Consider the following 19,754-nt stretch of genomic DNA (forward strand, 5'->3'; position numbering starts at 1 on the left):
GTTGCTGCTGTTGCTGTTGTTGCTGTTCTTGCTGACTTTGCGCTTGTGGATCAATTGGATGTTGATATTGGTTATGACCCCAAGCATTTTCCTCAGGTGTTATCCATCTTTGGCTACCAATAAGATCAGCTCTAGCCCAATCCTCAGGGCTGGATGCATTAGCAACACCTCCAGAAAAGCTAGCCGCCAAAATAACCGCTGCTACGATTGTAGTGGCGGATTTTTGATGTGACTTAGCCAACTCAGACGTTACTACGTAAGCGTGCTTAGTTGCACTCCAAACAACTTTGAATACCTTATTCATATAAGTTCCCTCCCAACATTTGTGGCTCTCACCCCACAATGAAGAAATAAATCAAATATTGCACTCTTTTCACTAAACATTCACAATATTTAACATAATATTACCATATAATATTTTAAACTTCCATAAAAAAATTAATAAGTTAAACTTATGTTTCATTTTTCACTCATCGAAAATCTAACAACAATACAGATAAATACTGGAACTTAATATTTAGTGCCTCGTATACACTCAAATTGGAAATTATAAACTCCATTTACATGTACCGCTTTCATTTTATTCCTAAGTAGTCAAAATATGAAAAAAACCTCCTCACTGTCGCCCTTATACATTGATGAGGTCTTTTTTACTCTATATAGTTTTATCTATAATATTAGAATTTAGATTCGATAGCACCTTGAAGGTCGCCTTTTGGCAAGAAACCAATTTTACGATCTACAACTTCGCCGTCTTTCAAGATAACGAATGTAGGTAATACTTCTACTTGCATATTACGTGCTAATTCTGGTTCTTCATCAGCATTTACTTTTACAAAGTTAGCTTTACCTTCAAGCTCACCTGCGATTTCTTCGATGATTGGCATCATACGTACGCAATAACCGCACCATGGAGCCCAGAAATCAATAACAGTAACGCCACCTTGATTTACTAAATCTTGATATTCAGCAGTTTTTAATTCTTTTAATTCGCTCATTGTACCCTCCTACGGTAATTGAACTAATACACAATCTTGAATGACATGCAGGTTTAAAGCATGTGCTTTTTCAACAACAGATGGTTTATCCGCTCCTGGTTGCAACCACACAGTAGAAATGCCAAGTTCTTTACATTCATCTAATGCAGCCAAACCCACTGCTTCTGGTACAACAAAATCCACAACAGCTGGTACAACAGGAAGTGCAGAAAGACTAGAGTAACATTTGTCTCCATCTATTTCTGCAATATTAGGATTAACTGGATATACTTCATATCCGTGATCTTTAAGACATTTATAAATCTTATAGCCGAACTTTTCGGTTTTATGAGTGGCTCCAATAACGGCCCACACTTTTTGATCTAAAGCTTGTTGAATTGTCATTTTGACCACCTCTTATATTCTATTATAAATGAATATCGAATATTGTCAATATAATATATCGAATTTTATAACCAAAGAATTATTCTCTTTTAGCAAACATCCTATAACATAAAGCAATAGCCGTTTTATGCTCTTTATCTATATATTTATCTCAATCGTTTTCTGACTAAGACAAGGTAAATTTAAATCAATCTTAATTAATTCAGAAATACTTATTTCCCGATTATTTAATGCATTGGCTTTAACTAACCCACCTGCGATAGCTAATTCACCGACGATTCTATTAGCAGACCATTGATTATCACGCAATTCCCGAATAGTAATACTCTTCTGTCGTTTAGACAATCTATGCCCTTCAGAATCAATTAAGAGCGGTGCATGACCATACGATGGTACTTTTATATGTTTAGAGTGTAAACACTGTTGTAATGTTTTATATAAATATATTTGCTGTCCTGTAGTATCTAGCAAATCATCTCCACGAATGACCTCCGTGATTCCCATTGCAATATCGTCTAGGACAACGGCTAAATTATAGGCATACATACCATCACCACGACGTAATACATAATCATCTAGCGCACCTTCTAAATGAATACGTTGAACACCTTGCCAGCGATCTGTAAATTCTATATCACAAGAATCTATGGATAAGCGCAACGAAGGATCCTTTTCAGCAGAAAGCGTTTTCACCTTTTCCTCATCTATATGGCGACAATGTCCATCATATCGATGAACTACCTCTCCCACATGAGGGGCTGAAGCAATAGACTTTAATCTAGCACGATTACAAAAGCATGGATAAATTAGTTTTTCTAATGCAAGACTTTCTAATATATTAGCATAGTATTCTTGTCGTTCACTTTGCCAATATGTTGATTCTGGTCCGCCAATACGCGGACCTTCATCCCATTCAAAGCCAAGCCACTCTAAATCATCTAAGAGTGCGTCCCCTAATTCCCGTTTAGAACGTTGAAGATCTATATCCTCCATTCGAACTACATAAGTTCCCTTTTGTTGTCGCGTAGAAATATATGATAATAAAGCAATCCACACATTGCCAAGATGGATATATCCTGTTGGGCTTGGTGCAAACCGACCTTTCATATTAGCCCTCCTACATTACAAAACAAGTGGCATACTCTGTACAATCAAACAGAATATGCCACTATATTATATTAAATAATTAGCCTAAAGAAATGATATTATCGAATACATCACCAGCGTCTTTAATTTTTTGTTCGTTACCCATTGTACAAATATGATTATCCTTTAATACAGGTTCAACCACATCTGCTAAAGCAACAATATTCTCTGGCTTACAAGCGATAACTTGTTTACGGAACTCTACCTTATCCTCTAGTTTAGCACCGCTAAAGTACATGCCCATTGCACGTGGACCACGCAACGCTGGAGTCATAGGCAAGTCTAAAGAGCTCATCGTACCAATAATATATTTACGCATTTCACGGTCAGTTAAAGTAAACTCACGAAGGTATTGAGGTAACTCTTTGTACACATTCAATGTTTCTACCAAATTTGGATCGCGATAGCTACAGAAAATCATATTGCCATCGTCATAGAAATTAGCAAAGGCACCATAAGCACCACCTTGAACACGAATACGAATCCAAAGGTACTCATACCGTAAAATCGTTTCTAGTACACTCATAGGACCAATATGTTTATACCCATGATCGACAAAGTTACCACCTTGCGCTACGTATTGCACCTTACCAGCTGTAACGATACCGTCATTACCGGAAAGTCGAGTAATTTGTAATACATCATTGCTTAACTCAGTAGTATCCCAAGTTTCAACCAATGATTTCATTAAGTTTTCAAAAGCCTCTAATTCGCCTTCTTCACCAACAAACATAATATCTACGTTGTTAGAACGGAAAATCTTACGAGCTACGTCGGCTAATTTTTCTGGCAGTAATGGTAATGCTGCGGGGTTAGAAGCTAATTCACTAATCTTCTGATAGTAACCAAAGTTCCCATTGTCTCTAAATTTACCAACCGCAGATACTTGTGCCATAACGCGTTGGCTTACGATGGAGTTACCGCGACGGAATGCTTCGTTATCCCAAATAGCTTTGCTTTCTTGAACAAGCTCAGTCAAACGACGATCATCGCTATAATCTGCTTTTTGTACTACTTCATTAATCAAGCGACACAAATCAGGTAATTTAGAATGCAATGCTTTAGCACGTACAATCATAAGTGGTGTAAATTCATCGCGTTTACCATCTTTACTGATTGCTGTAACATCAGAGCTTAAACCACCAAGATTCATATTAATATCTTTAGCCAATGCTTCATAGCTGCGTTCAGATGTATCAATACGACCAAGAATATCACTTAAAATATCTGCGTAGAACAATTCATCTTCTGTGAGGCAACTCAAGTTAAAGTATAAACCTACATAGTTAATACCTTTTGTGAAAGTAGGTACAAAGTGTACTTTCGTATTGCCAATCTTGCTTTCACGGCGTTCTACAGCTTCAATATTAGGATTTAAATCAGATAACTCAAGCAATGGAATCGATGCCAACGCTTCTTCACTATCTGGAGTTTCTTGACGGATTTTAAGGCGTTTTGTTTGTTCTACAATCGCGTCAATCTCCTCTTTTGTCATATTCGCTTTTACAGCAGCTAAATGTTCTTTAACCTCTGCATCTTTGCGCTCTTGAAGTCCACGTTCAGGATAGATAGATACGAGTACTTTGTGATTGTTATTTAAAATAGATTGACGAATCAAATCTTCAAAGTACGTACCAGATAATCCTTTTCGAATATTCACTAGCGCTTCTTCGTAGTGTAAGAGCTCAAGCGGATCATTATCGTATAACCAGTTATCCATCATGCGGATGACATAGGCAAGACCGATTGGACGACCACCAAAGTCGCTTTCACGAAGAGCAAACTCAATGCTATTCAAGGAAGCTTCTAATAATTCTTTATCTAAACCTTTATCACAAAGCTCTTGCAATGTAGATTCTACAATGCGTTGCAAGTCAGCTTGTTTATCTAAATTAGAGCCAGTTGCTTGTACAGTCCACATAGGTTGGCGAATGCTATCTAAATAATAGCCACTCACATCAGAGCCGATACCTGCTTTTACTAAAGCCTGTTTTAAAGGCGCCGCTGGGGACGTTAATAAAGCATGTGTTAAAACCTCAAAAGCCAAGCTATGCTCAGGAGTCACACTAGGTAATACATAGGCAAAGGAATGCAACGTACGATTCTCTGTTGGTTCCTCAGAACCTACACTATACGGATAGCTCACCACTTTACCTTCTGTAAACGGAGCTTGTAAACCTACCTCAGTATGAACCTCAATAGCATCAAAGTGACTTAAGTATTCATCATTCAAAAATGCTAATTGTTCTTCAATATTCATATTTCCATACAGGAAAATATAACTATTGGATGGATGATAGTGAACACGATAGAACTCTTGAAATTCTTCATATGTTAAATCTGTAATATGATCAGGATCCCCACCAGAATCAACACCATAAGTAGTATCTGGGAAAAGTTCGCGCATCATTTGACGCTCTAATACGGAATCAGGGGAAGAGTACACACCCTTCATCTCATTAAATACAACACCTTTATAGGTAAGCTCATCATCGGCATGATCTAGCTCATAATGCCAACCTTCTTGCATTACGATTTCTGCATCGTCACGTACGCGAGGATACAATACAGCATCAAGATACACGTCCATTAAGTTGCGGAAGTCTTTATCGTTCTTACTCGCCACAGGATACATCGTCTTATCAGGGTATGTCATTGCGTTTAAGAACGTATTCAAAGAACCTTTCACGAGCTCTACAAAAGGCTCTTTCAAAGGAAACTTGCGAGAACCACATAATACGGAGTGCTCCATAATATGCGCTACACCAGTACTGTTGTGAGGTGTTGTTCTAAAAGCAATATTGAATACTTTATTAGAATCTGGTGAATCGATATAAATTAATCGTGCACCAGACTTTTCGTGCTTCATTTCATAAGCGGTACCATTGATCTCATCAATGCGCTCAATGCGGTCAAGGCGAAAGCCAGAATAAACCTTATTTATTTCCATGCTGTCCCTTCTTTCTATATAAATAAAATGATTTCTTTCTTAACAATTAATTATACCATATCGATGACTTTATATATAGATGTTAAGAATAATTATCGAAACACAAAACCCCATAGGCATAGGCCTATGGGGTTTATATTATTTAGTATGTTGCATTTGCCACTTTTGATTGCGGCGCAAGGTTAATAAGCCTTCTAGTACAGCTTGAAACTGTATAAAGCTCAATGTATAGGGTTCATACATATCCGGTACTACCTTGTAAGAAATAGTAACCTCTGCTTTATCATAATCGTAGAAGATACCATGTAAATTACTTACCGTAGTGTAACCAGTTTGAGCTTGCTCCAATGTTGGAATAGGCTGATTTTTTAGATTTCCTAGTAGATCGCTAATGAAACCTTCCTTACGACCTTGGTCATTGAGCATTTCATCCATAAAACTACGTAGACTATCCATTAATAGATTAACCTCTTTGGTCTAACAATAAGCCGTTGTGAATTACGCGAACAGCATCTTTTACACGGTCTTCAGCAACAAGGCAGGAAATACTAATTTCAGAAGTAGAAATGATTTCAATATTGATGCCTTCTTGGCTCAAAATATCAAACATTTGAGCTGCCACGCCAGGTTGACCTAGCATACCAGCACCGATAATAGAAACTTTTGCCATGCGTTCGTCAATATTTACAGCTTCAATATCAACCGTTTCTTGCAATTCTTCCAATACTTCGCGCGCCAAAACTACGTCATCCATAGCTACTGTAAAGATAAGGTCAGTTTTTGGTTCACCAACGGAGCGGATAGATTGAACAATCATATCTACGTCTACGTTTTTCGCAGCCAATGCTTTGAATACAGTTGCTGCCACACCTGGTTTATTTTCAACGCCTACAAGGGCTACTTTTGCAGTATTTTTATCATCAGCTACGCCAGTAATTACGCGTTTATTTGCTTCCACAGTATAATCCTCCCGAATAATAGTACCTGGTTTATCATTAAATGTAGAACGTACATGAATAGGCACGCCATAACGGAAGCCCATTTCTACGGCACGTGGTTGCATTACACCGGCACCAAGGCGCGCCATTTCGAGCATTTCGCCATACGTTACTTCTTCTAATTTGAAAGCTTCCTTCGCTACGCGAGGGTCTGTAGAATATACGCCGTCTACATCTGTGAAGATTTCACATACATCTGCCTTCATAGCGCCTGCCAATGCAACTGCTGTTGTATCAGAGCCACCACGACCTAATGTAACCATGTCACCATATTCAGTAATACCTTGGAAACCAGCAACAACTACGATGTTGCCTGCATCCAACGCTTCAAACACGCGATTTGGATCAACGCCCAAAATGCGGCCTTTATTGAAACTATCACTAGTTGTGATACCTGCTTGGTCACCTGTTAAGGATACAGATTTTTGACCACGTTCGTTAAAAGCCATTGCCATCAATGCAATCGTTACTTGTTCACCTGTGGATAACAAGCGGTCCATCTCACGACCATAAGGCTTGGATGTTACTTGTTTAGCCAATGCTACCAAGTCATCCGTTGTATCACCCATTGCGGATACAACAATAACGATTTTATCGTCTGCTTGCTTCTCACGAAGGACGCGATCAACAATATTAAATATTTTTTCTGGTGTAGCTACGGAACTACCACCAAATTTTTTAACGATTAAGGCCACAATAATCCCTCATTTAACTATGCTTACTAAATATCAATATGAATATACTTTACCACAAACAAATAGCACTGTAAAGGGATGCACAGCAATCATTCCACTGGAATAATACAAAAATCCTTTTTCTGCGGACATTAAGATATATGCAAAAAGACCAGCCCTAGGGCTGGTCTTTATTAGTTGTTTTAGTTAATTAAGCAACTGTAATTTCTTTTTCGGATTCCCACAAACCGTGAAGATTGCAGTAAGATACAGCAATCAATTTACCAGATTTGTTCAAGGAAACTGCCAAAGAACCTTCAGAAATTGCATGTACAGGGCCTTCGTTTGCAGTTGCGCCATCACCATGTACGTTGAAGGAAATTTCACCAACTTCGAATGGCAATTGAGTACCTTCAGCTACGAAGTACAATTTGATCCATTCAATGTGATGTTCTACAGTGTTAGGATGTGCAATATCTTTACCAACGGACAAAGTTACGTGGAAAGTTTCACCTGCTTTTACAGTGTCAACTGTTTCGATAACAGGAACGTGTTTTTCAGTAGCGAAATCGCCAGATTTAATGTAATCATGTACAGCCATAGTTAACCTCCTGGTTATTGTTATATACATACTTAATGTCAAGAATATTGAGCACTACTGTGCTTATGACTATATTATACATTTTCGATATAGTTTTAGCAAGGGCTTTTTCGAAACTTTTAGATTTAATTATAGTTAAAACTCATAAATACAAAACATTAGTTGCTAAATGTACTACTATACATGCCTTTAGCAGTATCCTTAAGATTTAAGTACCTATACTTAAAACTCAATACCTTTAGCAGCCTTAATGCCCTTCTCATAAGCATGCTTTACTACATTCATTTCTGTTACCGTATCCGCTATTTCAATAATTTCTGGTTTAGCATAGCGGCCCGTCAAAATTACATGAAGTCGTTCTGGTTTATTCTTTAGCATATCTACTACAGAGTTTACATCAATAAGCTCGTAATTAATGGCATTATTGATTTCATCCATTATGATAAGATCCCATGTATCAGAGTTAACCTCCTCTACCAAAGTATGCCAAGCAGTTTGAGCCGCCGCTTTGTGTCTTGCGAGCTCTGCCTCTCCTACTTCATCACGTTTATAGTAAATAAAACCTTTACCCATGGAGCGTATTTCTACTTGGTCACCTAATTTAGCGAGACCTGCTAATTCACCATAGCCATTACCACTTTTAATAAATTGTAGTATGAGAACCTTAAAGCCTTGACCAACAGCACGCAATGCAACACCTAAAGCGGCCGTAGTTTTACCTTTACCATTACCTGTGTTGACTAAAATTAAGCCTCGTTCACTCATAATTAGCTCCTTTTAGCTTTATACGTAGCACATATATCTACAAAGTGTTGCGCCCCTTCATCGGAACCAGCAAAGTTCAAATGTAAATAGGATGCTAAAACATTATTAGTAGCATAGCCGCCATCATAAGATTGAGGCTTACGGCCTCCTTCTAAATGGAATGCCCATGGGAAGTCTTCTACTGTGGGCTCCATCGTAGAGAAATGGAACTCATGCCCACGAAGGGATGTATTTGCGGCCCCTAGTAACGTATCTCTTTTGGCAGTAGCCGTAACATAGCCAACCTTTTGCAGTTTTTGTTGCATTATACAGTTAGCCGGTACAATCCCTACTGTTTCATATACAGAGCCTTCAAAATCGTGAATCGTTTCACAAAGGTACATAAGACCACCACATTCAGCATAAATCGGCATACCTTGTTCATTTGCTTGGCGGATAGAGTCCTTCATAGATTCATTGCTAGATAATTGGAACAAGAACATTTCAGGAAAACCACCACCAAATACAAGGCCGTCTACTTCGGGAATCACTAAATCATTAAGAGGGCTAAAATAAACGAGCTCGGCCCCCTTCTCTTCTAAGGCAGCTAAACTTGCGGGATAGTAGAAAGAAAACGCCTCATCATAGGCTACGCCAATTTTAACTCGCTTTTCAACGGATTTAGCATCTACAGCCTCCAGTAACTTAATAGCAGGTGCACTAGAAGCAATGTCCAACAATTGATCTAGATTTACCATTTTCTCAACAGCTTCGCGAATCGTGTTGATGGCCTCTGTTGGATCTATCTCAGTAACAGGTGTGAGTCCTAAATGGCGCTCAGGAGAGTGCATACGGTCATCTCGATAAATAGCACCAATAACAGGTACACCTATCTTATCCATGCCTTCACGAACCATGCGTTCATGGTTGGCAGAACCTAAGCGGTTCAAGATGACGCCACCAAAGTTTACCTCTGGATCATAATCACGGAACCCTTTAGCAATAGCTGCTGCACTTTCACCCATAGCCTTGCAATCGATAACAAGCACCACCGGTGCATTCAATTGCTTAGCAATTTGAGCTGTAGAACTAACGCCTTCTCGACCACCATCATAAAGGCCCATAACACCTTCAATAATAGCAAGGTCTACTCCATGCGCCATAGTAGCAAAGAAAGGATTTAATTTGTGAGGTGGCACGAGCCACGTATCTAAATTATAGCTGTCACGGCCGGATGCAATTTTATGAAAGCCCGGATCAATATAATCCGGGCCCACTTTAAAGGATTGCACCGTACGTCCACCATTTGCATAAGCAGCCAATAAGCCCGCTACGATAGTTGTTTTACCTACACCTGAGTTAGTGCCAGCAATGACAACACGTGGAATCTGTACTGTGTTCATAGATATTACCTCGTAATACGACGTGTTTGTTAACGGTCCTTACGTTTTGCAAGGATTGTAGATAAGTAGTTGAGTTTAGTATCTTTTGGCATCTTATCAAGGCCTACGAATACTTGCTCATCTGGCAAACCTACACGGCTGATCATAACCGCATCATCTGCCATATTGTGTTTAATCAATGTTTCTTGTACTTCATCAAAGTTTTTGTACACTTTCATGATTACCGCATCATCGGCAACAGCCAATACAGCATCAATTTTTTCTTTAGGTGCTGTAGCAGGAACGATAGCTAATACTTCTTCCTTCTCTACGATTGGATAGCCAAGGTGAGATCCAATAGCACAGAATGCAGTTACACCTGGAATAGTTTCAATTTCATGACCAGTATTTTCAATCAGGCGGTATACATACATATATGTGCTGTAGAACATAGGATCACCCAATGTTAAGAATACAACGCTTTTACCTTCATCTAAGTAAGATAAAATAATGCGTTTTGCTTCTTGCCAGCCTTCCTCTTGTGTAGCATCATCCAATACCATTGGGAATACTACAGGAACGATTTCTGTATGTTCTTGGATATATGGGGATGCAATATCAAGGGCTACAGAGCCATCTTTCTTTTCTGTTTTAGGTGTGATAATAATATCTGCTTCACCTACGATGCGAGCAGCTTTCACAGTCATTAATTCAAAATCACCAGGGCCTACGCCAATGCCATATAATTTACCTTTCATGGGTATCTCCTATTCTTATAGTTACAGTTTATTTATAATTGCAATATCTATTATTATAACCAATTTATGCAAGATATACAAAGGCACTATTTAATATTTGGAATTGCAGGGCGATGTGGGCTACGTTTGCCATACAAATCATCGATGCAGTCTTGTAAATGTTGACGGAAGATATCTTGGATAACTTCATACTCACCTAGACCAGCATTAATAGGTTTAACCTCATAACCAGCCTCAGTCAATTCATTTACTACACTATCCTCTTCATCTCCGAAGAGATCATTTTGGGCATGATCCCCTAATACTAATAATAATGGATGTAGGTGAATTGTATTTGGACGCTTCCCATCAAGCCATTCCCATGGCATAGCTACATCAGCCACATAAGGAGCATTCTCTAAAACGGCGACACGTACATTTGTAAGGCCATCACGAATTAGTTTAAATTGTAGGTTGCCATATGATGAATTACCAGAACCGAGGCCACCATGACCAACCAATAGTAACCCGTCTTCTTTAGAAATATTAAGAGATTTAATGAAACGGTCAATTAAGATTTGGTAATCATCTGGATGCTCTTCTTGGCCCATGTAATATACGAGAGGTCTACCTACGCGCAATACTTCTAGCTGTCCTTCCCCTTCATGAGCAAGGATATTATTTTTCAATTTATCAAACTCTTCACCGCCAGTGAAATGAAGTGGTTGTACATACACATGTGTATACCCTTCTTGGATGAGTTTTTCTAACGCCCCTTGTTCAGTAGGTACCTCAACACCGCGTTCACGTAAACGCTTAACGATGATACGAGAGGAAAAAGCTAGTTCCACAGTATAGTCCGGATACGCTTTACGGATATATTCTACTACGGAATCAATATTATGTTCACGAGCACTGTCAACAGTGGACCCAAAGGCAACAACTAAAATAGCTTGTTTCATGAAAGTCTCCTTATATTAATTAATAATGTATCTTAATCATACCATAGAGAATCTTTTCAGGGCATACCGTGGTACGTATAAATTGGAAATTATTCTTATCTTTCATAGTAAAAGTAAAACTCCTCCCCATTGGATATCCAACAAGGAGGAGTTTTGCTTATGGAAAGGAGTGGAGTGATATGTCTAATTATGTAATAGTAAGTATTAAGAAATCATACCTTGTACTTCTATACGAGAATTTGTCATTACAGGTTTTACAGATTCACGAGGCATGGGACGCTTCCGATCAGACATCCGGATAGCTTGGCCTAAATGCTTCAAGAATAAATCTTGTACATAAGGATTTTCACCAAGACCTTCATTCCAAATATCTACATTGTAACCCTCTTCAGCGAGCAATGCATAAATGGAGTCAGAACGCTCACCGCCAAGATAGTCCATTAAATGTGTAGAACCAATAAGAGCCAACGGTACTACTAATAAATCTTTATGCCCCATTCGATCTAACAAGGTAAGAGCTTGTTTAAAAGTAGGGAACCCATTTGTAGTAAATACCACAACATTTGGTGCCGCACCGTACATAGCTTTCAATTGTAATGTACTAAATTCCAATTGATTTTGACCATTCGCCATAAGTACTACAGACTTATTAAGCGCTTTTGTATTAACGTGGCGAACAATACTTTCTAATGTAGCTTCATAATCGTCAGCATAATTCTTTACACCTAGAGACGTGAGTAATGGCTTACCAATGTTCACTTGGCTAAAACCATATTCATTATTATGTAAAAACTTTAATGCTTGTTTACGCATTTGTTGGTAACACTGATCTGCTACCAATGTAACTGGTTGAATGTATACTTCATCAACGCCCTTGCGAGCGAAATCTTGCATAGCCTCTGTGAAAGAAGAAATCTTATCATCGTACTTCTCGTTCCACTTCTCTACTAATGCATCAGATAAGAATACACGGCGTACCTCCATATCGCTATACATGGAACGTACTTTTTTCTCTATACTGCCAATGGATTTCTCCACAGCATCTTGGTAAATTGATCCAAAGGATGCAATGATTATGCCTTTCATATGTGACCTCCATATTGCTCATACATGATACAATTTTCACAACTGAAAATTGTTATCAACTACTATGTGTCAATAATACATGATTGAACTACGAAAGTCAATGAGAAATATTATCACCAATTACACTAGAATCAATGTACCGCCATGAACCTTTAAATAATATTAGATATAGTACATATACATTTACATAAGGTATGAACAGCCCAAATAACCAAAAAGCACTACTATAAGAATCATGTAACCGCTGAATTAGTACTTTTAACAAATATATAAAACACCAAATCACAAAAATAGCTACAATAGATGATAAAAATATATTCTTTAAGAATATTGTAGGTAAAATAGTCCCTATTGAATAAATTAATATTACAAGTAATAGAACCATGAATTGATATACTATATAATAATATATCAATTCACCTCTTGATATACGGCCCTTCCAGTTAAGTAACTCCAGCGATAAGATTTTTTTTAAAATCGGTAAGATTTTATATAAGGAAAATTCATCTAAAAATTGTTCAAACCCGCCATAGTCAATTCTTATAAAGCTAGACCCCACCTTTTCAATACAATTTGATAAGCCATAGTCATTATTACATTCATTACTAGGAAACAAAGATAATATTAATAACCCTACTACCAATATGTTTAAATTAACTGACATATTTGTAATCAAGGAATCCTCTGTATATGTTACCTCTAATATAGGTGGTAAATAATTTAAATAATTAGTATACAACGTATATATACCGGCTACTATTACAAATCCTGAAATCCATTTTTGATTAACATCTAAAACTCGTCTAATTGCTAGTAAAGAAAAAGTTACTAACGATATTCCTAAATTAGCATATCCAATTAAAGACACTACACTCTCTTCATACTCTGGTAAGGAATGAAATGTTAGTCCTGGCATAGCAATATAAGAAAAATATACTAATATTATAGAAAGTAAGTAAGGAGTGCGAGTAATACGCCATGATAACATTAAAGATTTAACGTTAGTTCTTAACAAAAATAACTCGTCCTTAATTGCTTTTGCGCTTATAATATCTTTCAAGATCATATTTTGTAATATCCTTCCACCCTTGATCAAATAAAATTTTATATTTTCCATTCTCCTCTTCTATAATATAATCTCTCCCATTACCTTTATTGGTCCATTGTGTAGCACTGGTATCTGGATGTGTAGTTAAATAACCCTCTGCACGAATAGTTTCAATTGGTAACCCAGAGTAAGTATACTTTATTTACTAAAAATAATTAATGCATAGAAGTCAATGAGAAAAAATATCAAAATCATCCAAAATAATGTATAACCGATGCAACACCACATAAAAGAAGGAAAAATATAACAATAAACTTAATTCGACCTATAAAGGTATCATACCTTCTCTTGTCGCCAGCTGTGATTTTGCCAGAGCGATTATGACGCCATAGATCAAAGACACAAGCAACACAAAGAATAATAATTAAAATATACTTCAAATCAATCATATAACTTGGTAAAGCAATATAATCGCTAAACAATGAAAGTCCAAAGAAACAATTCCCTAAGATACCAATTACAATTTTAACTATTCGTTGCCTAGCTATAATGACGATATAATTCACCATTAATAAGCCAAAGAGACCAATTACAATATTCTCAAACATATCTACCCTACTAATTTAAAACCATAGTACTCTAATCTATTTAATATATACATTACACTATTACTTCAAGATACACAAAATGGTGTTGAATTCAAAGGAGTCCAACACCATTTAGTATATTAAATTTCTTTTATACTATTAACATCCCAGCTACCTTTTATAAAGAGTCTATAAAAGATAAACACGTTAGCGAAAGGAACTACTAATAACAATATCCATAATCCGCTATACAAACTATCATGAAGCCGTCGGATGAGTAAAGTAAATACAGCGAAAAGAGTATAGACATAAAGTATATAAAAGATCGCCCATGATATAGGCTCTAAAATAGCTATTCCCATTTCACTTTTTATCATGAGAAGCAACGCCAAAATATTTACATTTAAGCCCATTATTGTGCCTAGTGATCCTACACCTATGCCAGCCTCAATAAGCTTAGCGCGTCCAGTTAATCTAAATGAGCGATATAAATAAATATCTCTCAAATATTCTAAAATTCCTTTTTCATTGCTTAACGTGAATTTTGTCTCTATATATCCAATAGCATATGTAGAAGAAGTCATCTGCACATTGCTATCGCCATATTTATTTAAACATTGTTCCGAGGGCAAAAAGATTAACAATGCTGCTGGAATAAATAAGATACCTAACTCCGCTAACAATATCCGCTCAAAAAAACGTACTGGCAAAAGAGGATAGGAATACAGGCTCCAAAAGTAATAAGTATATATACCCCCACCTATTAAAAGCCATAAAAATAACCAATTACTTGAGACACCAAAGTCATGCAGCCTACGTCTACATAAATCATAAACAACACATACACCTAGCAGCTTATAAAAATATCGTACATAATACCAATACAAATCATAAGTTGCTTCTCTATTTATATGTATATTCCCCAGCACATAAATAAAAAATACACCTACAAAAATAAATAAAAAAGCTTTTTTACCTATCCTAGTATTATGTAGTAGATCGTATATATTTTGTTTTAAAAGAATTTGTTCTCTCTCAATAAAACCAAACATAGTCCTTCTCTCTTTTAAATGATAATTTTATTTTACTAAAATTTTATATTTATTATATATCATATTTTGATGGGACGCCTACATAACTACAGTAATAAAAATGATGCCCTGTACTTGTGTAGCGACATCAGGAACGAGGAGCAAACAAGTATAGGGCAACATTTTTAATATATTTGTAGTAATGTTATGGGGCCCCATCAAAGTATTCTAGATATCAAGAAAATAAAATCACTTATGTATTCACATATTCATATCCTTATAACCAAAAAGAATATAATTATAAAATCTACTACTATACTATATTCATCACATTAATTTCTTAAAAACTCCTTAATTTTCCTATACTTCTAGGGGTATGGGGTTTATTGACACCTCTTTTACCCTTTGTTACGATTGGCTTAAGGTTATATATATGCAATAAATCTACATTTTTCGATATAGCAAAATTATGTAAATAATTGCATACCCCTGTAGTTTTAGTTTTGGATAGGAGTATAGAAATGAAAAAACAATTAGCATTAGCATCCGCTATTCTAGGTCTTGCCGTATCTGTTGGCGCACCTGTTGTATCTCATGCAGCATACCAATTAAATGAAGAAGTAAAAAATCCTACACCTGCATTAAAAGAGGCATCCACTATTGGTGTTCGCACACATGAAACAAAAGAGCTTCAAAATCTTCAAAACAAAGATGCTATCGTAGTTATGAGCTTTGGTACAACTTATAAAGAAACTCGCGCAAAAACTATTGATGCTACTGTAGCAGCTATTCAAGCAGCTCACCCTAACACTAAAGTAGTAACTGCTTTCACAAGCCATATCATTCGTGATCGTATCCAACAAAAAGAAGGCATTACATACCCTACACCAGAAGAAGCTTTAGACCAATTGAAAGCTGAAGGTTATACACGCGTTGCTCTTACATCATTAGATGTTATTCCTGGTATGGAATATAACTACGATGTAGCTGTTTATAACCTTTACAAAAACAACTTCAAAAAAATGACATTAGGTACTCCACTTATGTACTGGATGGGTCAAGAAGGCCAAACTGATGAAGTTATTCAAACAATTAAGGCTGTACAATCTCAATTCCCTAAATTAGGCAAAGAAGATGCTGTTCTTATCATGGCTCACGGTACTCCAGATCCTGCAAATGCTTACTATTCTGTAATTCAAGACCGCATCCATACTCTTGGCTTGAAAAATACATTCATCTACACTGTAGAAGGTACTCCAAATCTTGAACAAGTTATCCCTCAATTAAAATTACATGGTATTAAGCACGTTACATTGATGCCATTCATGATGGTTGCAGGCGACCATGCTAACAATGACATGGCTGGTGATGAACCAGATTCCCATAAATCCATCCTTGAAAAAGACGGCTTCAAAGTAGATACTTACCTTCATGGTTTAGGTGAAAACCAAAATATCCGTAACTTGTTTGTTGAACGTGCAAACGAATCTTGGGACGCATTACAAAAATAATCCATTTAACTAGTATCGTTATCAATCTATAACGTACATAGGAGTACATCATGAGAAAACTACTACTCGGTAGTATCGCTTTGGTAATGATTGTACTAGCACTAGCTGGGTGTGGTAAAACCACATCCAGCTCTTCTGCTACTACGAAGGAATTGACCTTTAATGGTCAAACCTATACTGTACCAAAAGATCCACAAAAAATTGCTGTATTATCTAATTCTGTTTTATCTATGCTTTATGCTGTCGATGGCAAAGCCATTAGCCGTGCCAATACAACGGATAAATTAGCCCCAGAATTAGAAGCTCTACCCGCTCTTGGTCAAACTGCAAATATCAACATGGAACAACTATTAGGCTTGAAGCCAGATGTGGTATTGGGTTTAGTAAATCAACATAAAAAATATGAATCCCAATTACAAGCTAATAATATTCCAACCGTACTTTTTGATTACGATGGTATTAAAGATAATGTACCAATGTTAACATTCCTTGGCGAGTTAACCAATCATCAAGACAAGGCTAAATCTGTTATTACTACCTATGAAAGCAATATCACCAAGGTAAAAGATGCAGTTAAAAATCAACAGCCTGCACGTGTTGCCGTGTTACGTGCCACAGGGAAAGGTGTAACTGCCGAAACTGATGAAGCAGTGACTGCATCTATGGTAAAAGAACTAGGTATGACAAATGTTGTTGCCTCCCACCTAGAGGGTACAACCAAGGATAAAACTGTCCCTTACTCTCTTGAAACATTGACGGCAGATAATCCTGATATTATCTTTGTTGTTACAATGGGCAAAGAAGAAGAAATTACAAAAGCCATGAAACAAGCTATGACAGATAATCCTGCATGGGCTAATTTAAAAGCTGTACAAAATAACCGCGTAATATATTTACCATCTAAACTATTCCTATTAAACCCAGGTCTACAAACACCTGAAGCTATGGCACGTTTAGTTAAAGAAGCATACGGTATTAATGTTACATTCTAACATATTGCATCATGCTAAAGAGGGCATCCCCCAAATAGGGAATGCCCTCTTTTTCTATTAGTATCAAGCTACTCAACTAATCCTTTTACACGCACATATTTTTTATTATCAAATGTATCAAGTTGTACATCTACAGAGAAAACATCTCTAAACAACTCATCTGATATTATTTTATTTGTTTCTCCTGACGTTACTAAATAGCCTTCTTTTATAACAGCCATATAATGTGAATATTGAACCGCCTGTGTTAGTTCGTGAAGTACCATGAGAACGGTTAAATTTTGTTCCTTATTTAAGCGTTTCAATAACTCCATAATTTCTAATTGGTGATTAATATCTAAATATGTTGTTGGTTCGTCTAATACTAATAATTTTGGTTGCTGTGCTAGCGCCATAGCAATCCAAACCCGTTGCCGTTCGCCACCAGATAGAGATGGTATGAGCTGATGACGAAGATGATCTGTTTTCGTAATAGACAATGCATAGTCTACGATTTCTCTATCCTCTTTCGCCGTATTCTTCCACCACGTTTGGTACGGATAACGACCACAGTACACAAGCTCCTCTACGGTCATATCCTTTGGCATATTCGGTACTTGTGGCAAAAATGCCATTTGCCGTGCCAGATGATTTTGAGAATATGATTGTAACGGTTTATCAAAAATGGTAATACATTCATGAGGACTATAAATATATCCGATCATAGATCGTAAAAGCGTACTTTTACCACAACCATTAGGCCCTATTAATGTCGTAATTTTACCAATAGGAACCGATACATTAATGTCATGTAGAATATGACGATTACCAAGAGTTACGGATAACTGTTTTACATCAATAGCGGTATTCATTAGTTATCCCTCCTCAACAGATACAAAAAGAACGGCGCTCCAAAAAATGCCATAATAATGCCCACTGGTACCTCTATAGGGCTCCACATAACACGTCCTATTGTATCACTAACAACAAGAACTAGTGCGCCTAATAATGCGGATCCAGGCAGTAAATATGCATAGTCGTTACCGATTATAAGACGTAACATATGGGGAATAACCAAACCTACAAATCCTATAAGCCCAGCTATACTTACAGCACCAGCCGCCAAAAGAGCAGCCACTGCAGTCATAATAAACCGTGTTTGTTCTACCTTAAGGCCTAATCCCTTTGCAGTTTCATCACCTAAACTTAAAATAGTAAGTCGTTTAGCTCCTAAACAGGCAAAAATAAGACCAATTATAGCATATGGAAACAGCACTTCTACCTGAGGCCAACTGCGTGCAGCGAGTCCCCCTACCATCCAAAGCAATGCCCCTTGTACACGATCACCGAAGAATACAAGTAGTGCTGAAATACCTGAGCCTAAAAAGGCTGCGACCGCAACACCAGCTAAGATAATACGACTAGGTCGCACTCCATTTTTCCATGCTAATGCATACACCATAAGCGCTGCAGCCATAGCACCTAAAAAAGCCACTAAAGGAACTATATGATCATACCCAGGAAATAAAATAAATATGATAACACCAGCTAGTCCTGCACCAGAGGATACCCCTACAATTTGTGGATCCGCTAGGGGATTTTTCATAACTGCTTGCAAAATTGCACCAGATACAGCTAGACAAGCTCCCACTAACGCAGCTACAATATTGCGAGGCAATCGAATATTCCAAATAATCTGTGAAGCCGTATCTGTTAATTCTTCAGACCATAACGTTCTCCATATCTCTGCTAGCGATACAGGTGTAGAACCCCAGATAAGAGATATAATCATACAAGCTATCACTGCAATAAGTAAAACAATGATAACAGATAAACGAAAGGCCTTTCGTTCATTAATAGACTCCATACGAACCCCCTCTCCATATCTTCATATACAAAATAAGTCATTTTGAAAATTCTATATTTTAGACCTAGTAACAGCGA

General features: G+C 37.1%; 20 protein-coding genes. 2 read left to right on the top strand and 18 right to left on the bottom strand.

The annotated features are described in order from the left end of the window. The 16 genes from RYM16_RS06505 to RYM16_RS06580 form a co-directional block, all read right to left on the bottom strand. The coding region (locus RYM16_RS06505) for an ESPR domain-containing protein (RefSeq protein ID WP_314983067.1) at positions 1-304 on the bottom strand (304 nt) is incomplete at its 3' end. 373 nt (positions 305-677) lie between these two features. After that, entirely contained in the window at positions 678-998 is a 321-nt protein-coding gene (gene trxA / locus RYM16_RS06510) for a thioredoxin (RefSeq protein ID WP_009351711.1), read from the bottom strand. A gap of 9 nt (positions 999-1,007) precedes the next feature. Further along, a complete protein-coding gene (locus RYM16_RS06515) occupies positions 1,008-1,382 on the bottom strand; it encodes a CoA-binding protein (RefSeq protein ID WP_314983078.1) in 375 nt (124 codons plus the stop codon). Positions 1,383-1,520: 138 nt separating this feature from the next. Further along, complete coding sequence (gene gluQRS, locus RYM16_RS06520; RefSeq protein WP_314983068.1) at positions 1,521-2,489, bottom strand: tRNA glutamyl-Q(34) synthetase GluQRS; 969 nt, start codon at positions 2,487-2,489, stop codon at positions 1,521-1,523. Positions 2,490-2,568: 79 nt separating this feature from the next. Then, positions 2,569-5,478, bottom strand: coding sequence for an insulinase family protein (locus tag RYM16_RS06525; protein WP_314983069.1), 2,910 nt, complete (start codon positions 5,476-5,478; stop codon positions 2,569-2,571). A 138-nt stretch (positions 5,479-5,616) separates the two neighbouring features. Next, positions 5,617-5,934, bottom strand: a complete 318-nt coding sequence (locus RYM16_RS06530) for a hypothetical protein (RefSeq protein ID WP_054748679.1) — start codon at positions 5,932-5,934, stop codon at positions 5,617-5,619. Positions 5,935-5,941: 7 nt separating this feature from the next. Beyond that, complete coding sequence (locus tag RYM16_RS06535) at positions 5,942-7,171, bottom strand: aspartate kinase (RefSeq protein ID WP_009351703.1); 1,230 nt, start codon at positions 7,169-7,171, stop codon at positions 5,942-5,944. Between the two features lie 190 nt (positions 7,172-7,361). Beyond that, on the bottom strand, positions 7,362-7,751 hold the full coding sequence (locus tag RYM16_RS06540) for a class II SORL domain-containing protein (RefSeq protein ID WP_273299270.1): 390 nt from the start codon (positions 7,749-7,751) through the stop codon (positions 7,362-7,364). 222 nt (positions 7,752-7,973) lie between these two features. Next, complete coding sequence (cobO, locus tag RYM16_RS06545; RefSeq protein ID WP_314983070.1) at positions 7,974-8,516, bottom strand: cob(I)yrinic acid a,c-diamide adenosyltransferase; 543 nt, start codon at positions 8,514-8,516, stop codon at positions 7,974-7,976. Positions 8,517-8,518: 2 nt separating this feature from the next. After that, the gene (locus RYM16_RS06550; protein WP_274204868.1) at positions 8,519-9,898 is read right to left on the bottom strand and encodes a cobyrinate a,c-diamide synthase; all 1,380 of its coding nucleotides are present in this window, start codon (positions 9,896-9,898) and stop codon (positions 8,519-8,521) included. Positions 9,899-9,927: 29 nt separating this feature from the next. Beyond that, entirely contained in the window at positions 9,928-10,635 is a 708-nt protein-coding gene (cobI, locus tag RYM16_RS06555; protein ID WP_314983071.1) for a precorrin-2 C(20)-methyltransferase, read from the bottom strand. Between the two features lie 86 nt (positions 10,636-10,721). Then, positions 10,722-11,576: a sirohydrochlorin cobaltochelatase gene (locus RYM16_RS06560; protein ID WP_274204866.1), complete on the bottom strand. Its 855-nt coding sequence runs from the start codon at positions 11,574-11,576 to the stop codon at positions 10,722-10,724. Positions 11,577-11,780: 204 nt separating this feature from the next. After that, positions 11,781-12,662, bottom strand: coding sequence for a sirohydrochlorin cobaltochelatase (locus RYM16_RS06565; RefSeq protein WP_105082099.1), 882 nt, complete (start codon positions 12,660-12,662; stop codon positions 11,781-11,783). A gap of 97 nt (positions 12,663-12,759) precedes the next feature. Continuing rightward, positions 12,760-13,779, bottom strand: a complete 1,020-nt coding sequence (locus RYM16_RS06570; RefSeq protein ID WP_043005980.1) for a DUF805 domain-containing protein — start codon at positions 13,777-13,779, stop codon at positions 12,760-12,762. 182 nt (positions 13,780-13,961) lie between these two features. Then, a complete protein-coding gene (locus tag RYM16_RS06575) occupies positions 13,962-14,318 on the bottom strand; it encodes a hypothetical protein (RefSeq protein WP_314983072.1) in 357 nt (118 codons plus the stop codon). A gap of 119 nt (positions 14,319-14,437) precedes the next feature. Further along, on the bottom strand, positions 14,438-15,349 hold the full coding sequence (locus RYM16_RS06580) for a DUF805 domain-containing protein (RefSeq protein ID WP_009351751.1): 912 nt from the start codon (positions 15,347-15,349) through the stop codon (positions 14,438-14,440). Positions 15,350-15,849: 500 nt separating this feature from the next. Here RYM16_RS06580 and RYM16_RS06585 point away from each other — a divergent pair, with 500 nt between their 5' ends. Together RYM16_RS06585 and RYM16_RS06590 are read left to right on the top strand one after the other, a co-directional pair. Then, positions 15,850-16,839 carry a sirohydrochlorin cobaltochelatase gene (locus RYM16_RS06585; protein ID WP_009351724.1) on the top strand — a complete coding sequence of 330 codons (990 nt, stop codon included), beginning with the start codon at positions 15,850-15,852 and terminating at the stop codon, positions 16,837-16,839. A 50-nt stretch (positions 16,840-16,889) separates the two neighbouring features. Then, on the top strand, positions 16,890-17,831 hold the full coding sequence (locus RYM16_RS06590; protein WP_009351730.1) for an ABC transporter substrate-binding protein: 942 nt from the start codon (positions 16,890-16,892) through the stop codon (positions 17,829-17,831). 68 nt (positions 17,832-17,899) lie between these two features. Here the strand turns inward: RYM16_RS06590 and RYM16_RS06595 are convergent, their stop codons facing one another. Both RYM16_RS06595 and RYM16_RS06600 read right to left on the bottom strand, forming a co-directional pair. Continuing rightward, positions 17,900-18,682 (bottom strand): ABC transporter ATP-binding protein, encoded by a 783-nt coding sequence (locus tag RYM16_RS06595; RefSeq protein WP_054748350.1) that lies wholly within the window; start codon positions 18,680-18,682, stop codon positions 17,900-17,902. Beyond that, the gene (locus RYM16_RS06600; protein WP_314983073.1) at positions 18,682-19,677 is read right to left on the bottom strand and encodes an iron ABC transporter permease; all 996 of its coding nucleotides are present in this window, start codon (positions 19,675-19,677) and stop codon (positions 18,682-18,684) included. Before RYM16_RS06600 ends, RYM16_RS06595 begins: the two co-directional genes overlap by 1 nt. Between the last annotated feature and the right edge of the window lie 77 nt (positions 19,678-19,754).

Source organism: uncultured Veillonella sp. (genome assembly GCF_963524655.1).
Taxonomy (GTDB): domain Bacteria; phylum Bacillota; class Negativicutes; order Veillonellales; family Veillonellaceae; genus Veillonella.

Bases quoted from the DNA above. Each gene is read 5' to 3' on its own strand.
- RYM16_RS06530 (WP_054748679.1), bottom strand. From the start codon at position 5,934: ATGGATAGTCTACGTAGTTTTATGGATGAAATGCTCAATGACCAAGGT.
- RYM16_RS06580 (WP_009351751.1), bottom strand. From the start codon at position 15,349: ATGTTTGGTTTTATTGAGAGAGAACAAATTCTTTTAAAACAAAATATA.
- RYM16_RS06525 (WP_314983069.1), bottom strand. From the start codon at position 5,478: ATGGAAATAAATAAGGTTTATTCTGGCTTTCGCCTTGACCGCATTGAG.
- RYM16_RS06550 (WP_274204868.1), bottom strand. From the start codon at position 9,898: ATGAACACAGTACAGATTCCACGTGTTGTCATTGCTGGCACTAACTCA.
- RYM16_RS06600 (WP_314983073.1), bottom strand. From the start codon at position 19,677: ATGGAGTCTATTAATGAACGAAAGGCCTTTCGTTTATCTGTTATCATT.
- RYM16_RS06515 (WP_314983078.1), bottom strand. From the start codon at position 1,382: ATGACAATTCAACAAGCTTTAGATCAAAAAGTGTGGGCCGTTATTGGA.
- gluQRS (WP_314983068.1), bottom strand. From the start codon at position 2,489: ATGAAAGGTCGGTTTGCACCAAGCCCAACAGGATATATCCATCTTGGC.
- RYM16_RS06570 (WP_043005980.1), bottom strand. From the start codon at position 13,779: ATGGAAAATATAAAATTTTATTTGATCAAGGGTGGAAGGATATTACAA.
- RYM16_RS06540 (WP_273299270.1), bottom strand. From the start codon at position 7,751: ATGGCTGTACATGATTACATTAAATCTGGCGATTTCGCTACTGAAAAA.
- RYM16_RS06575 (WP_314983072.1), bottom strand. From the start codon at position 14,318: ATGTTTGAGAATATTGTAATTGGTCTCTTTGGCTTATTAATGGTGAAT.
- trxA (WP_009351711.1), bottom strand. From the start codon at position 998: ATGAGCGAATTAAAAGAATTAAAAACTGCTGAATATCAAGATTTAGTA.
- RYM16_RS06595 (WP_054748350.1), bottom strand. From the start codon at position 18,682: ATGAATACCGCTATTGATGTAAAACAGTTATCCGTAACTCTTGGTAAT.
- cobI (WP_314983071.1), bottom strand. From the start codon at position 10,635: ATGAAAGGTAAATTATATGGCATTGGCGTAGGCCCTGGTGATTTTGAA.
- RYM16_RS06560 (WP_274204866.1), bottom strand. From the start codon at position 11,576: ATGAAACAAGCTATTTTAGTTGTTGCCTTTGGGTCCACTGTTGACAGT.
- RYM16_RS06565 (WP_105082099.1), bottom strand. From the start codon at position 12,662: ATGAAAGGCATAATCATTGCATCCTTTGGATCAATTTACCAAGATGCT.
- RYM16_RS06590 (WP_009351730.1), top strand. From the start codon at position 16,890: ATGAGAAAACTACTACTCGGTAGTATCGCTTTGGTAATGATTGTACTA.
- cobO (WP_314983070.1), bottom strand. From the start codon at position 8,516: ATGAGTGAACGAGGCTTAATTTTAGTCAACACAGGTAATGGTAAAGGT.
- RYM16_RS06585 (WP_009351724.1), top strand. From the start codon at position 15,850: ATGAAAAAACAATTAGCATTAGCATCCGCTATTCTAGGTCTTGCCGTA.